At 63.5% G+C, this 14,532-nt stretch carries 14 protein-coding genes; 12 read left to right on the top strand and 2 right to left on the bottom strand.

The window, feature by feature from the left end; translation table 11 throughout:
- Window positions 1-49 precede the first annotated feature (49 nt).
- The 3 genes from ACG0Z6_RS13595 to ACG0Z6_RS13585 all read left to right on the top strand — a co-directional run bounded on the left by ACG0Z6_RS13595 (window position 50) and on the right by ACG0Z6_RS13585 (window position 2,593).
- Entirely contained in the window at window positions 50-214 is a 165-nt protein-coding gene (locus ACG0Z6_RS13595) for a hypothetical protein (RefSeq protein WP_394462269.1), read from the top strand.
- A 172-nt stretch (window positions 215-386) separates the two neighbouring features.
- Window positions 387-2,081, top strand: coding sequence for an NAD(P)/FAD-dependent oxidoreductase (locus ACG0Z6_RS13590; RefSeq protein WP_394462267.1), 1,695 nt, complete (start codon window positions 387-389; stop codon window positions 2,079-2,081).
- Window positions 2,078-2,593, top strand: coding sequence for a GNAT family N-acetyltransferase (locus ACG0Z6_RS13585; RefSeq protein ID WP_394462265.1), 516 nt, complete (start codon window positions 2,078-2,080; stop codon window positions 2,591-2,593). The genes ACG0Z6_RS13590 and ACG0Z6_RS13585 overlap by 4 nt, the downstream gene beginning before the upstream one ends.
- 32 nt (window positions 2,594-2,625) lie before the next feature.
- Here the strand turns inward: ACG0Z6_RS13585 and ACG0Z6_RS13580 are convergent, their stop codons facing one another.
- Window positions 2,626-3,267 (bottom strand): FMN-binding negative transcriptional regulator, encoded by a 642-nt coding sequence (locus ACG0Z6_RS13580; protein ID WP_394462263.1) that lies wholly within the window; start codon window positions 3,265-3,267, stop codon window positions 2,626-2,628.
- Window positions 3,268-3,492: 225 nt separating this feature from the next.
- Here ACG0Z6_RS13580 and ACG0Z6_RS13575 point away from each other — a divergent pair, with 225 nt between their 5' ends.
- Window positions 3,493-4,530 (top strand): M35 family metallo-endopeptidase, encoded by a 1,038-nt coding sequence (locus ACG0Z6_RS13575; RefSeq protein ID WP_394462262.1) that lies wholly within the window; start codon window positions 3,493-3,495, stop codon window positions 4,528-4,530.
- On the opposite strand, the gene ACG0Z6_RS13570 is transcribed toward ACG0Z6_RS13575, so the two are convergent.
- Window positions 4,491-5,246 carry a sulfatase-like hydrolase/transferase gene (locus tag ACG0Z6_RS13570; protein WP_394462261.1) on the bottom strand — a complete coding sequence of 252 codons (756 nt, stop codon included), beginning with the start codon at window positions 5,244-5,246 and terminating at the stop codon, window positions 4,491-4,493. The genes ACG0Z6_RS13575 and ACG0Z6_RS13570 overlap by 40 nt on opposite strands.
- Before the next feature lie 62 nt (window positions 5,247-5,308).
- Between ACG0Z6_RS13570 and ACG0Z6_RS13565 the strand changes: the two genes are divergently transcribed.
- From ACG0Z6_RS13565 to truA, 8 genes are all read left to right on the top strand, one after another.
- Window positions 5,309-6,223, top strand: coding sequence for a LysR family transcriptional regulator (locus ACG0Z6_RS13565; RefSeq protein ID WP_394462258.1), 915 nt, complete (start codon window positions 5,309-5,311; stop codon window positions 6,221-6,223).
- Window positions 6,220-7,632, top strand: a complete 1,413-nt coding sequence (leuC, locus tag ACG0Z6_RS13560; RefSeq protein WP_394462257.1) for a 3-isopropylmalate dehydratase large subunit — start codon at window positions 6,220-6,222, stop codon at window positions 7,630-7,632. Before ACG0Z6_RS13565 ends, leuC begins: the two co-directional genes overlap by 4 nt.
- Before the next feature lie 36 nt (window positions 7,633-7,668).
- Window positions 7,669-7,800: an entericidin A/B family lipoprotein gene (locus ACG0Z6_RS13555; protein ID WP_394462256.1), complete on the top strand. Its 132-nt coding sequence runs from the start codon at window positions 7,669-7,671 to the stop codon at window positions 7,798-7,800.
- Window positions 7,801-7,804: 4 nt separating this feature from the next.
- Window positions 7,805-8,455, top strand: coding sequence for a 3-isopropylmalate dehydratase small subunit (gene leuD, locus ACG0Z6_RS13550; protein WP_394462254.1), 651 nt, complete (start codon window positions 7,805-7,807; stop codon window positions 8,453-8,455).
- 38 nt (window positions 8,456-8,493) lie between these two features.
- A complete protein-coding gene (gene leuB, locus ACG0Z6_RS13545) occupies window positions 8,494-9,585 on the top strand; it encodes a 3-isopropylmalate dehydrogenase (RefSeq protein ID WP_394462865.1) in 1,092 nt (363 codons plus the stop codon).
- A gap of 107 nt (window positions 9,586-9,692) precedes the next feature.
- Window positions 9,693-10,823, top strand: a complete 1,131-nt coding sequence (asd, locus tag ACG0Z6_RS13540; protein ID WP_394462252.1) for an aspartate-semialdehyde dehydrogenase — start codon at window positions 9,693-9,695, stop codon at window positions 10,821-10,823.
- 256 nt (window positions 10,824-11,079) lie between these two features.
- Complete coding sequence (locus tag ACG0Z6_RS13535; RefSeq protein ID WP_394462863.1) at window positions 11,080-13,641, top strand: motility hub landmark protein FimV; 2,562 nt, start codon at window positions 11,080-11,082, stop codon at window positions 13,639-13,641.
- Between the two features lie 84 nt (window positions 13,642-13,725).
- Window positions 13,726-14,508 carry a tRNA pseudouridine(38-40) synthase TruA gene (truA, locus tag ACG0Z6_RS13530; RefSeq protein WP_394462250.1) on the top strand — a complete coding sequence of 261 codons (783 nt, stop codon included), beginning with the start codon at window positions 13,726-13,728 and terminating at the stop codon, window positions 14,506-14,508.
- Window positions 14,509-14,532: the final 24 nt, after the last annotated feature.

The raw sequence follows: 14,532 nt of genomic DNA, 5'->3' as shown, positions 1-14,532 counted from the left end.
CTAGAATCCCGCGTTTCTCTCTGACACTTTCATTCGACTCGGAGCCACCATGGGCAACAAGATCATCACCGAAGCTGACCGCCGCGCCACGCCGCGCCCTGTCGCCCCCAAGGGCGTGACCATCACCACCGTGCGTGGCCAAAAGAGCAGCCTGGAGCGTGGCAGCCACACGCGCAGCAAGAAGAACCCCGGCAAGCGCCCGCATTCGGGTTGAGTGCCCAAAGGCATTGGCACCACCCCTTGCGGGCTTGGTGCTGAGGCCTTCGCCTGGTTTTAGGCGTTTGCAACAAACAGGCCCCGCCGCTCGCGTCCGGGCCTGTTTTGTTTTTGTTGCCGCCGCTGTTGTTTCCTTCTTGCTTGATCACTAGCCCTGATCCACCGCAACCATGATCCGCATCACCGAACTGCGCCTGCCGCTGCACCACAGCGAGTCCGAGCTGCGCCCGGCCATCGTTCAACGCCTGGGCCTGCAGGACGCGCAATTGCTGTCCTACACCGTCTTCAAGCGCAGCTACGACGCGCGCAAGAAAACCGCCATCACCCTGAGCTACACGCTGGACTGCGAGGTGCAGGACGAAGCGGCCACGTTGGCGCGCTTGAGCGGCGAACACACCATCAAGCCCACGCCCGACACGTCTTACAAATTCGTGGGCCATGCGGCAGCGGACTTCTACACCGGCGGCGAGCGGTTGCGCCCTGTGGTGGTGGGCTTTGGCCCTTGCGGCATTTTGGCGGCCTTGGTGCTGGCGCAGATGGGCTTGCGCCCCATCGTGCTGGAGCGCGGCACGCAGGTGCGCGAGCGCACCAAAGACACCTGGGATTTGTGGCGCAAACAAAACCTGCACCCCGAGTCGAACGTGCAGTTCGGCGAGGGCGGGGCGGGCACGTTTTCTGACGGCAAGCTCTACAGCCAGATTTCCGACCCCCGCCACCTCACCCGCAAGGTGCTCACGGAGTTCGTCAAAGCCGGTGCGCCGGAAGAAATTCTCTACGTCAGCAAACCCCACATCGGCACCTTTCGCTTGGTGAGCATGGTCATCAAGATCCGCGCGGAAATCGAACGCCTGGGCGGCGAGATTCGTTTCCAGCAAAAGGTCACGGACGTGTTGATCGAGCCCGGCCAGGACGGCCTGCGCCATGTGCGCGGCGTGCAGCTGCAAAGCGGCGAGCAGCTGCGCACCGACCACCTCATCGTGGCCCTGGGGCACAGCGCGCGCGACACCTTCACCATGCTGCATGAGCGCGGCGTGTTCATGGAGGCCAAGCCCTTTTCCATAGGCTATCGCATCGAGCACCCGCAGTCGCTCATCGACGCGGCGCGCTTTGGTCCCAACGCCGGGCACCCGCTGTTGGGTGCGGCGGATTACAAGCTGGTGCACCACGCCAAGAACGGGCGCTCGGTCTACAGCTTTTGCATGTGCCCCGGCGGCACGGTGGTGGCTGCCACCTCCGAACCCGAGCGCGTGGTGACCAATGGCATGAGCCAGTACTCGCGCGCCGAGCGCAACGCCAATGCGGGCATTGTGGTGGGCATCAGCCCCGAGGACTATCGCCAGGACGGCAAGCGCGATGGCAGCCCGGTCAACCCGCTCGATGGCATGGCCTTTCAGCGCATCTGGGAGAGCCGTGCTTATGAGCTGGGCGGCGGCGGCTATATCGCGCCGGGCAGCTTGGTGGGTGACTTCATCAAGCGTCAGCGCTCGAGTGACTTTGGCGCCGTGCAGCCGTCCTACAAGCCCGGCGTGCTGTTGACCGATTTGCAAGACAAGCAACGCGGCAGCCTGCCGGACTACTGCCTGGAGGCCATCCGTGAGGCCTTGCCTGCGTTTGCGCGCCAAATCAAAGGCTTTGACCGCGCTGATGCTGTGCTCACCGGCGTGGAAACACGCACCTCCAGCCCGCTGCGTATCACGCGTGGGCGCGACTACCAAAGCCTCAATGTGCGCGGCCTCTACCCAGCGGGCGAGGGCGCGGGCTATGCCGGCGGCATCATGAGTGCGGGGGTGGATGGCATCGAGGTGGCCGAAGCCCTGGGCCGCGCGCTGCTGGGCGAGCAAGCCCAGATCGACCCCCAGGCATGAGCCCTCAAGCACGCCAAAACGTATCGGTGCAGCCATTGCAGGCCAGTGACGAGGCTGAGTTCCTCGCTGCCGTTGCGCGCTCCCGCGCTTTGCATCGGCCCTGGGTGGCACCGCCAGCCACAGCGCAGGCCTATGCCGACTACTTGGCGCGCATGCAGCCGCCGCTCAACCATGCTTGGGCGGTGAAGCGCCGCAGCGATGGTGCGCTGGTGGGGGTGATCAACCTCAGCAACATCGTGATGGGTTGCTTTCGCAGCGGCTATCTGGGCTACTACGCCTTCAGTCCCTATGCCGGGCAGGGGCTGATGAAGGCGGGCTTGCAGGCCGCTTTGCGCCAAGCCTTTGGCGTGCTCAAACTGCACCGGCTGGAGGCCAACATCCAGCCCGACAACACAGCTTCGAAGGCACTGGTGCAGTCCTGCGGTTTCGAGCAAGAGGGCTACTCGCCCAAATACCTCAAGATCGGCGGGCGTTGGCGCGACCACGAGCGCTGGGCCTGCCGGGCGGACTGATGGCGCTGCGCTCAGGGCGGCGCCAAAAACCGTCAGGGGCCGCGCCGATGCGCTTGCAGCAAGGCCGCCAAGCCCTGGTGCGCATCGCTGCCTTGACCCTCAAGCGCCTGCACCAAAGAGCGCTGGTTTTGCTCAGGCTGGTTTTGCCCCACTTTGAACTTGCCTTGCAGGCGGTGAATGGTGAACTCCACACCGACGATGTGCTGCAGCATGGTGTCGATATAGGCGGGCGGCGCTTCGTCAAGTCGCCAGGGGTGGGGCAGGCCGGCCTCATGGCGCTGGCTCAGGTCTGACACCAGCTGCCGCAAGGCCTGGGGCTCGTGCACGGCCCTGAGCGTGCAGTGGGCATGCACCACCGCGTAGTTCCAGGTGGGAACCACCTTGCCATTGGCCGTCTTGCTCTCGTACCACGAGGGTGTGATGTAGGCGCTTGGCCCCTGAAACACCAGCAGCAACTCTTGCTCAGTGGCTGACTGCCACAAGGGGTTGGCTTTGGCCACATGGCCACGCAAGCAACCCAGCGTGCCCGCCACAGCTTGGTGCATGACGGGAATGTGGTCGGCCTCAAAAACACCGCCAGCACTGTGCCGCACCACGGTGGCCAAGGGGTGCTGGTGCATCAGCGCCAGCAAAGCATCTGGGTCGTTTTGCTGAAAGTGGGCGGGGCAGTACATGGGTGTGAGAACTCCATCGGTGGCCGGGTGAGGGCAGTATCGGTGTGCCTATGCAGTGGGTCAGTTGTGACAGCCGGTACTGATGGGGATTGCCACATGAGAATTTTCCCAGCCCCTGAGTCGGGTGGGCTGCGGGTTTAGGAAGGTTCCGGCGGATTTGCATCGTTGCTTCAATCTCACCTCTGAGAAATCAGGGGGCATGTTTTGCATATTGAGGAACTTGCGATGCAGTTTTCGAACAAGGTTTTGGTGTTGAGCGTGCTGGCAGTCGCCTCGCACGGTGTGTGGGCACAAAGTAGTGCGCTGGAAGTGGATGTGAGCGTGCCCACAACGGCCAGCGCATCAAAGGCTGTGCTGGCGCGCGTGACGCTGCGCAACACCAGCGCTCAGCCGGTCAAGGTGCTGAAGTCGCTCTTGCCTGTGGCAGGTCAGTCCAGCATGTTGTTTGACATCAGCCGCGATGGTCAGCCTCTGCCATACGTGGGGGCAGTGCGCTTGCGTCGCGCGCCTGTGGCCTCGGACTATCTGACACTGGCTGCAGGCAAGTCGGTGAGCTACTCCGTAGACCTGCGTGAGCATGTTGACTTCAGTGCGAGCGGGCACTACACGGTGCGCTATCGGGTGGAGTCGCCCGATGGCGATATGAGTGTGCTCACCTCGCTGCCCCGCACCGTGTGGATTTCCGCAGCGCCGACCGTTCGCTCCATCGAGGCGGCCTCTGCGGTGTCGCAGATGACGCGCTCTTTTGGTGGCAATGTGACATTTGATGGCTGCTCGGCGCAGCAGCGCGAAGACATCAATGCCGCGTTTGCACAAGCGCGCAGCTATATCCGCAATGCCGTGGCACACCTGGAAAACAACAACTGGGGTACGGTGCGCTACACCACCTGGTTTGGTACTTATGACCAAGCGCGGCATGACGAGTTGCTGGGCAAGATGCGCAACATCCGCGATACCTTTGAGAACGAAACCATCACGGCGGACTGTGGCTGCAACACCAGTGACTACGCCTGGGTGAAACCGGGCATCAAATACCGTGTCCACCTGTGCAAGTCCTTCTGGCCTGCGCCTGTGGCAGGCACTGATTCCAAGGCCGGAACGCTGATTCACGAGACCAGCCATTTCCACGGTGTGGGCAACACCAGCGACATTCGCTATAGGCAAGACCGTGCTCAGCTTTTGGCGCAGCGCTTCCCCGAACGCGCCATTCACAACGCTGACAGCTACGAGTACTTCAGCGAAAACAACCCCAAGTTGGATTGAGGGTGCAAAGCCGCCGTCAGCGCTCTTTCAAGGCGGCGCTGAGGCGGCTTTGGGCGCTTGGCTTCATGGGGGCTTGCGCCGCCGCGGCAAGGGTGGGCAGCCAGTCCATGGTGATGGCCACTTGCTCGCTCACCCCGGGCTTGAGCTGAGCCGGCCAGCTCATGATGGTGGGCACGCCCGGCGCGGTCGCGGTGCGAGAAGTAGTCCAAGCCCCCGCCCAGATTGCCGTGGCGCTGCGGGCTGTACTGGGCTCCGCAGCCGAGATGCCATTTGCCTACCAAGGCGCAGTGGTAGCCCGCTGCGGCCAAGGTCAGCGGCAGCTGACCCTCACCATTGGGTAGTCCCTGTGTGGACTTGGGGCCGGGAATGGGCTCTTCGAGCCCCATGCGCAAGCGGTAGTGGTAGCGCCCGGTGATGAGCGCCGTGCGCGAGGGCGAGCACACAGGCGAGGCGGCATAGGCCTGGCGCATGCGCACGCCGCTGGCGGCCAGGGCGTCCAGGTGCGGTGTGCTGTAGTCGGTTTGGCCAAAGCAGGAGAGGTCAGCCCAGCCCAAGTCGTCGGCCATGATGAAGACGATGTGGGGGGCTCGCCCAGGTCTTGCAGTTGCTGGCGACGAAGCTGCGAACGCAGTTTGGGCAAGGGCCGGGGCGGCGGCCGTGCTCAGCCGAGTGTTCGTATTGCACGAAGTCACAAATAAGATTTCGCGGAAATTCATTGAATGCGCGAAGACTAGAATGCCTGCAGCCCGCCACCGCCACGCTGCTTGCCTTTGTCGTCATGCGTCTGGACTTAACCACGCTCAACCTGGTGCTCGCCATCGAGCAGACGCGCTCCATCACGCGTGGAGCCGAGCGTGAGCATCTCGCGCTGGCCGCGGCCAGCAAGCGCTTGTCGGACCTGGAGTCGCGCCTGGGTGTGCAGCTGTTTGAGCGCCGGGCACGCGGGGTGGAGCCCACCGAGGCCTGCCGCGCGTTGGTGCGCCACATCCGCAGCCTCAACGCCTCGCTGCATGCGCTCGAGAGCGAGGTGGTGGAGTTCGCGCGCGGCATCAAAGGGCATTTGCGACTGGTGGCCAATGCCAGCGCCATCAGCGAATGCCTGCCACCAGACTTGGTGGCGTTTTCGCAGGCTCACCCGCAGATCCGGATCAGCCTGGAAGATCTCACCAGCGCCGAGGTGCAAACCGCGGTGGCAGAAGGGCGCGCCGATGTGGGCGTGTTCACGCCGCCGCTGCTGGATTCCCGGCTGCAGACCTGGCCTTATCGCAGCGGGCGCTTGGCGGTGCTGGTCCCGCAGGGGCATGCCCTGGGCGAGCGCGAGGCGCTGCCTTTTGTCGACTTGCTCGATTACGACCTCATCGGCCTGCACGCGGGGGCTTCGGTGCAAGAACTCATGCGCGAGCAGGCACTGACCCATGGCCGCACGCTCAAAGCCCGGCTGCAGGTGCGGGGCTTTGACGCCATTGCGCAGCTGGTCGAAGCCGGGCTGGGTGTTGCCGTCCTGCCTGAAGGACCGGCGCGGCGCCTGGCTCAGGTGTTTCGCGTGCAGGTGCTGCGCTTGGACGAGCCCTGGGCGCAGCGCCAGTACCTGCTGGGCGTGGCCGCACAAGAACGTTTGCCGCTGGTGGTCCAGCGCTTCACAGACAGCCTGCTGCAATGCGCAGGCACACATCCTGAACAGGAGCCCTCATGAGCCCCCGTACCCTCTACGACAAACTCTGGGACGCTCACGTCGTCCACACCGAAGAAGACGGCACGGCCGTGCTCTACATCGACCGGCATTTGCTGCACGAAGTCACCAGCCCCCAAGCTTTTGAGGGCTTGGAACTGGCCGGGCGCAAGCTCTGGCGCCTCTCGGCCAATCTGGCCGTGAGCGACCACAACGTGCCCACCACCGACCGCAGCCAAGGCATTGCCGACCCCATCTCCAAGCTCCAGGTCGACACGCTGGACGCCAACTGCGACCGTCACGGCGTGACGCAGTTCAAGATGGGCGATCTGCGCCAAGGCATCGTGCACGTCATCGGCCCGGAGCAGGGCGCCACGCTGCCGGGCATGACGGTGGTGTGCGGCGACAGCCACACCTCCACCCACGGTGCCTTCGGCGCACTGGCCCATGGCATTGGCACCAGCGAGGTCGAGCACGTGATGGCCACGCAAACCCTGCTGGCCAAAAAGGCCAAGAACATGCTGGTCAAGGTGGAAGGCAAAGTGGCCAAAGGCGTGGGTGCCAAGGACATCGTGCTGGCCATCATTGGCAAGATTGGCACTGCAGGTGGCACCGGCTACACGATTGAATTTGCAGGCTCGGCCATTCGTGCGCTGAGCATGGAAGGCCGCATGACGGTGTGCAATATGGCGATTGAGGCGGGCGCGCGCGCCGGCTTGGTGGCCGTGGACGACACCACGCTGCGCTACGTGCAGGGCCGCCCCTTCAGCCCGCAAGGTGTGGAGCTGGAGCAGGCCGCGGCCTACTGGCGCACGCTGCACTCCGACGACGGTGCGCACTTTGACAAGGTCGTGGAGCTCGACGCGGCGCAGATCAAGCCCCAGGTGACCTGGGGCACCAGCCCCGAGATGGTGCTGTCCATCGAAGACCGCGTGCCCGACCCCGACAAGGAAAAAGACGCCGTCAAGCGCGGCGCCATCGAACGCGCGCTGCAATACATGGCGCTGGAACCCAACAAGGCGCTGGCCGATGTGCGCATCGACAAGGTCTTTATCGGCTCCTGCACCAACAGCCGCATCGAAGACATGCGCGAAGCCGCCGAGGTCGTCAAGCGCGTTGGGGGCCGCATTGCCGCCAACGTGAAACTGGCCTTGGTGGTGCCGGGCTCAGGCTTGGTCAAAGCCCAGGCTGAGGCCGAAGGGCTGGACAAAATCTTCAAAGCCGCAGGCTTTGAGTGGCGCGAGCCCGGCTGCAGCATGTGCTTGGCCATGAATGCCGACCGTCTGGAACCCGGCGAGCGCTGCGCTTCCACCAGCAACCGCAATTTCGAAGGCCGCCAAGGCGCGGGGGGGCGCACCCACTTGGTCAGCCCAGCCATGGCTGCCGCCGCGGCGATGGCGGGACATTTCGTAGACGTGCGCCGCGTGGCCTGAGTGCCGCGTGAACCGCTTTGACACAGGAGTTGACTCATGCGTTACCTCAGCGCCCTGATCTTGTCCTTGGTCCTGTTGACCCTCGCTGGCTGCAACACCATGCAGGGCTTGGGCAAGGACATTCAAAAAGCCGGTGAGACGCTCGAAGGCGCCGCCAAAAAGAAATAAGACCATGCAAGCATTCACCCTGCACAAGGGCCTGGTGGCCCCCATGGACCGCGAGAACGTCGACACCGACGCCATCATCCCCAAGCAATTCCTCAAGTCCATCAAGCGCACGGGCTTTGGCCCGAACTTGTTTGACGAGTGGCGCTATCTGGATGCGGGCGAGCCCGGGCAAGACCCTGCCTCGCGCAAACCCAATCCCGACTTCGTGCTCAACCAGGCCCGCTACCAAGGCGCCAGTGTGCTGATTGCGCGCGACAACTTCGGCTGCGGCTCCAGCCGCGAGCACGCGCCCTGGGCGCTGGAGCAGTACGGCTTTCGGGCGCTGATTGCGCCGTCTTTTGCCGACATCTTCTTCAACAACTGCTTCAAAAACGGCGTGCTGCCCATCGTGCTGCCGGCCTCGCAAGTGGCGCAGCTCTTCGATGAAGTGCATGCCTTCCCCGGCTACCAGCTCAGCATCGACTTGCCGCGCCAAGTGGTCGTCAAGCCCGATGGCACCGAGCTGCCCTTTGAGGTGCAGGCCTTTCGCAAGTACTGCTTGGTCAACGGCTTTGACGACATCGGTCTCACGCTGCGCCACGCCGACAAAATCAAGGCCTATGAGGCGCGGCGCCTGGCCACCATGCCCTGGCTGGCCACGCGGCTGCTGGGCTGAGTTCCCCCTTCAACGGATTTGAGAGGCTATTCATGGCAATGAAGATTGCAGTGCTGCCGGGTGACGGCATCGGGGTCGAAATCGTGGCCGAGGCCGTGCGCGTGCTGAACGTGCTGGACCTGCCCTTCGAGATGGAAGAGGCCAAGGTGGGCGGTGCCGCCTATGAAGCCCATGGCCACCCGTTGCCCGACAGCACCCTGGCCCTGGCCAAGGCAGCCGACGCCATCCTCTTCGGCGCGGTGGGCGACTGGAAGTACGACACCCTCGAGCGCCCGCTGCGCCCCGAGCAAGCCATCCTGGGTCTGCGCAAGCACCTCGGGCTGTTTGCCAACTTCCGCCCCGCCATTTGCTACGAGCAGCTCACCCACGCCTCCAGCCTCAAGCCTGAGCTGGTGGCGGGCTTGGACATCCTCATCATCCGCGAGCTCACGGGCGACATTTACTTCGGCCAGCCGCGCGGGCGCCGCACCGCGGTGGACGGGCACTTCCCCGGCGCGCAAGAGGCGTTTGACACCATGCGCTACTCGCGCCCAGAGATCGAGCGCATTGCCCATGTGGCCTTCCAGGCCGCCAGAAAGCGCAACCGCAAAGTCACCTCGGTCGACAAAGCCAATGTGCTGGAGACCTTCCAGTTCTGGAAAGACGTTGTGACCGAAGTGCATGCCCAGTACCCGGACGTGGAGCTGGAGCATATGTATGTGGACAATGCCGCCATGCAACTGGTCAAGGCGCCCAAGAAGTTCGACGTGGTGGTCACCGGCAATATGTTTGGCGACATCCTCTCGGACGAGGCCGCCATGCTCACGGGCTCCATCGGCATGCTGCCCTCGGCCTCGCTGGATAAAAACAACAAGGGCCTCTACGAGCCCAGCCATGGCAGCGCGCCAGACATCGCAGGCAAGGGTGTAGCCAATCCTCTGGCTACAATCCTCTCCGCTGCCATGATGCTCAAGTTCTCCCTCAACCAGCCTGAAGCCGCTGCTCGTATCGAGCAGGCGGTGCAATCCGTGCTGGCCCAAGGTCTGCGCACCGCAGACATTTGGAGCGAGGGCACGCAAAAGGTCGGCACGCGCGAGATGGGTGATGCCGTCGTCAAGGCCATCACCATGACCAAAACCATTAAGAGCTAGTCCAGCTCCGGTTCGTCTCGCCCCTACACCCCCAAGGCGAAACGAGCCGGAAGGGGAAGAGTTCGAAGTCTTTCAACTCAATTCACGTAAGGGCGAGAGGTAACACGATGACGACACTGGTAGGACTGGTTGGTTGGCGCGGCATGGTCGGCTCTGTGCTGATGGACCGCATGGTGGCTGAGCGCGATTTCGATCTGATCGAGCCGCTGTTTTTCAGCACCTCCAACGCCGGGGGCACCGCCCCCGCTCAGGCAAAAAACGAAACCCGCCTGCAAGACGCGTATGACATCGAGCAGCTCAAGCGCTGCGAGATCATCATTACCGCTCAGGGCGGCGACTACACCAGCGAGGTTTACCCCAAGCTGCGCGCCGCGGGCTGGAGCGGGCACTGGATTGATGCCGCCTCCACCCTGCGCATGGCGCAGGACGCCGTCATCGTGCTGGACCCCGTCAACATGCCCGTCATCAAAGACGCGCTGAGCAAGGGCGGTAAAGACTGGATTGGCGGCAATTGCACGGTGTCTTGCATGCTCATGGGTGTGGGCGCGCTCTACAAAGCCGGGCTGGTGGAGTGGATGTCCACCCAGACCTACCAAGCCGCCAGCGGCGGCGGTGCCCAGCACATGCGCGAGCTGCTCACGCAATACGGCACGCTCAACGCTGAAGTCAAAGCCCTGCTGGACGATCCCAAGAGCGCCATTTTGGAGATCGACCGCAAGATCATCGCCAAGCAACGCAATCTGTCTGCGGGCGAAGTGGCGAACTTCGGCGTGCCGCTGGGCGGCTCGCTGATTCCCTGGATCGACAAAGACCTGGGCAATGGTCAGTCCAAGGAAGAGTGGAAGGGCATGGCCGAGACCAACAAAATCCTGGGGCAGGGCGAGGGTTTTGGCACGGCTGCGATTCCCGTTGACGGTTTTTGCGTGCGCGTGGGCGCCATGCGCTGTCACAGCCAGGCCCTGACCTTTAAGCTCAAGAAGGACGTGCCGCTGGCGGACATCGAAGCCTTGATCGCCGCGGACAACGCTTGGGTGAAAGTGGTGCCCAACACGCGCGAGGCTACGCTGCAAGATCTCACGCCTGTGGCGGTCACCGGCACCATGACCATACCCGTAGGCCGGCTGCGCAAGCTGGCCATGGGGCCGGACTATCTGGGCGCCTTCACCATCGGCGACCAGCTGCTGTGGGGCGCTGCCGAACCCCTGCGCCGCATGCTGCGCATCCTCATTGAGCGTTGATTCGGATGCAGCCACCCGTTGCCCTCATGCGACATGGCGGTAACGGGTGGTGAACAGTCCGGCACGCCTGTGCTGATTTCTGGTTCGTGCTGGATGATGAAACGGCTATGCTTGCCGCCGTTGTTATTCACGGCACAAGCGACGGGTGACGTTTTAAATCCCAGCGGAGCATGCGCAAAGCAATACCAAAAATGACCGATTTATGGGGTGCGCAAAATCCGCGGCTCGTCGCGCTGGATGGGGAGAAGTCTTGAGTATGACCACCTGCGCGCGCGCGCGATTTGCTTGGAGCAAGCTGGCAGTGGCTTGCGCCTTGGGCAGTTGGGTCACCGCAGCCTCGGCGCTGGGTTTGGGCAAGCTCACTGTGCTGTCCGCACTGGGTGAGCCGCTGCGTGCCGAGGTGGAGATTCAATCCATCTCGCCTGACGAGCAAGCCACCCTGGTGTCGCGCATTGCCTCGCCAGATGCTTTTCGGCTCAGCGGCCTGGACTACAACTCACTCCTGACCTCCACGCAGGTTCAGTTGCGCAAGCGCGGTGATGGGCGCATGGTCTTGCTGCTGACCAGTGAGCGCGCGGTGCAGGAACCTTTTGTCGACGTGATCGTCGAGATGAACTGGAACAGCGGTCGGCTGGTGCGTGAGTTCACCCTGCTGTTCGACCCGCCCAGCAATTTGCGCGCTGCGTTGGCAGAGCCGCCCGCACCACCCGTTGTAGTGCCTGCACAGCAGGGCAACCCCCAGGTCAAAGAAGCTCCTGTGGCCAAGGCGGCGGAACCCGCGCCAGCGGCTCGGCCCACGCCGACGCGGCCAGCGCCACCTAGCCAGGAGGCGCGTGAGCCTGCCAGCAGCACTCAGCAGTACCTCGTTCGCCCAGGCGATACGCTCTACCGCGTGGCCACGCGCACGCGCAGCGGCGAGGTGACCTTGGAGCAAATGCTGGTCGGCCTCTATCGCAACAACCAAGATGCATTTGTGGGCGCAGACATGAACCGCCTCAAGGCTGGTGTTGTGTTGCGCGTGCCCTCGGCCGAAGTGGCAGGTGCTATTCCTCAGCCCGAAGCGCGCCAAGAGATTGCAAGCCATTCGGCGGACTTTGGTGCCTATAAAGAACGTTTGGCGACACATGCGCCCAAGGTGCGGCAGGAGTCGCCCGATCAGCAACTCAAAGGGCGCGTGCAGCCTGCGGTCAAAGAGGCCCGTGACGCTGTCGCCGCCACGCCTGACCGCCTGACCTTGAGCAAGCCTGGCGCTGCCAGTTCTGAGGTGGCCGTTTCGAAGGAGACTCAGCGGCAGGAGTCTGCTTCTCGCGTGGCCGAGCTGTCTCGCAACGTCCAGGAGCTCAAGCAGCTGGCGGCCAAAGTGGGCTCGACTGCTCCCGCGCCTGGGGCTGCCAGCTCACAGCCAGCTTCGGCGGGATTGGCAGCGCCTGTGGCGCTGGCCAGCGCATCCGCAGCTCCGGCATCTGAGGCGCAGGCTGCGTCTCAGCCCGCTTCCAAGCCTGCGCGAAAGGCTTCAGCGCCGTCTCTGCCGGCCTCGTTGCCGGAGTCACAACCCGCTGCAGAGCCCGAACACGGCTTGATGGACCGCCTGGGTGATTTTGCGGTGCCGCTGGTGGGCTTGCTCGTGGCATTGCTGGCAGGTCTGGGTTTGATGCGTTGGCGTGCGCGTCGCCAACTCCAGGCACCGGGTGAGACCGGCTTTATCGAAAGCCGTCTGCAGCCAGACTCATTCTTTGGCGTCAGCGGCGGGCAGCGGGTGGACACGCGCGAGGGAGGCTCTTCTCAGTCTTCCATGAGCTACTCCTTGAGTCAGCTCGACGCCATTGGCGATGTCGACCCGGTGGCCGAAGCAGATGTGTATCTGGCCTATGGCCGCGATTTGCAGGCCGAGGAAATTCTCAAAGAAGCGCTGCGTGCCACGCCAGACCGCCTGGCCATACGCCACAAGCTGCTGGAGGTTTACGCCAAGCGGCGCGATGTCAGAGCCTTTGAGCAGCTGGCCATCCAGCTCTATGCCGAGACCCAAGGTCAGGGCGAGGATTGGGCGAAAGTGCAGGATTTGGGGCAGCAGTTGGACCCCGACAACCCGCTCTACCGCCCGGGTGGCGCTCCAGTGGTGGCCGATGACGAAGAACAACGTCCCGAGCCCATGAATGCCTCGACCTTGCCCGCCACCAATTTGTCGCCGTCGACGGTGCCATTGGGGGTGACGCCGGTTCGTGTCGATGCGCTGTCTGATGTCGATCTGGACTTGGATTTGGGCCAGTCCAATGCGACGGCACTGCCGAGTGTGCCCAGTCTGGACGACGGCGGTGCGACATTGGTGACTGAGCTGGCGGATTCACAGCCCCAAGCAGAGGTGGCAAGCGATGCGCTTCCAGGGTTGGACTTTGACCTTGAAGAGCTGGCTGAGACGCAGCTTGCCGACGGTCAAAAGGCCGCGATAGATGTAGAGGCGCGTCAGGTGTCCGATTCCTCGTTGGGCTTTGATTTGGCAGACCTTGATTTGGGCTTGGAAAAACCCGCTGAAACCACGCCACCGGCGGGTTTGGCCGCCAGTTTGGATAAGGTTGCCGAGGCTGCCCGCCCCTCAGTGATTGATTCGGGTACGGTGTCTTTCGCTGATCTGGGTGTGGATCTGGACAGCGGCTTTGATGACAACGATCCCGAGGCCTTGCAACGCCAGTTGGACTTGGCCGAGGAGTTCCGTCAAATCGGCGACAGCGAAGGTGCGCGCGACGTGCTGCAGGAGCTGATACAGCGCTCCAGCGGCGAGATCCAAGAGAAGGCGCAGGCCATGCTCAAAGAGCTGAGCTAAAGTCCGCGCTCAGTCAGAGTGAATCAAAGCCTCAAGGGGCGCTCGGCCAGTCCGTGCGCCCCTTGGCATTTGGGAGTTGTGCTTATGCGCGTGGCCCTGGGGGTCAGTTATCGGGGAGGTGCCTACAAGGGCTGGCAGAGTCAGCCCGGTGGAGGCACGGTGCAAGATGCCCTGGAGTTGGCACTGAGCCGCTTTGCCGACCGGCCCGTTCGAACCCTTTGCGCGGGCCGGACCGACACCGGCGTGCATGGCCTCAACCAAGTGGTGCATTTCGACACCGATGCCGTGCGCGAGCCTTTCTCTTGGGTGCGCGGCACCAACCGCTACTTGCCGCCCGATATTGCTGTGCAGTGGTGCGCCTTTCCAGGCGACGCCTTTCATGCGCGCAACTGGGCGCGCGGGCGGCGCTACTGCTATGTGCTGCTGGAATCCGCTGTGCGCCCAGCCATTGAGCAGGGTGCTGCAGGCTGGATATTTCGTCCCTTGGACGGCGTGGCCATGCAAGACGCCGCTCAACGCCTCATTGGCGAGCATGACTTCAGCTCCTTTCGCTCATCAGAGTGCCAGGCCGCTTCTCCCGTGAAAGTCATGCGGCGCATTGAGGTGCAGCGGCGCGGCGCCTATTGGCGCTTTGAGTTCGATGGCTCAGCCTTTTTGCACCATATGGTGCGCAATGTGATGGGCTGCCTGGTGGCTGTGGGCTCTGGGCAGCGGCCCGCGTCTTGGATGGACGAGGTGCTGGCTGCGCGCTCGCGTGATGCTGCAGCGCCCACCTTCGCGCCCGATGGGCTCTACTTTGTGGGGCCGTACTACGACGCCCATCTGGGGCTGCCCGAGCATGTGGCCGCCATGGACTGGCTGCCTTGAGGCCGCCTGCGCCAAGACAAGGAG

The organism is Roseateles rivi (genome assembly GCF_043555845.1).
Classification (GTDB): Bacteria; Pseudomonadota; Gammaproteobacteria; order Burkholderiales; family Burkholderiaceae_C; genus Roseateles; species Roseateles rivi.
The sequence above is the reverse complement of the archived record's forward strand: the minus strand, read 5'-3'. Positions and strand labels throughout refer to the sequence as shown.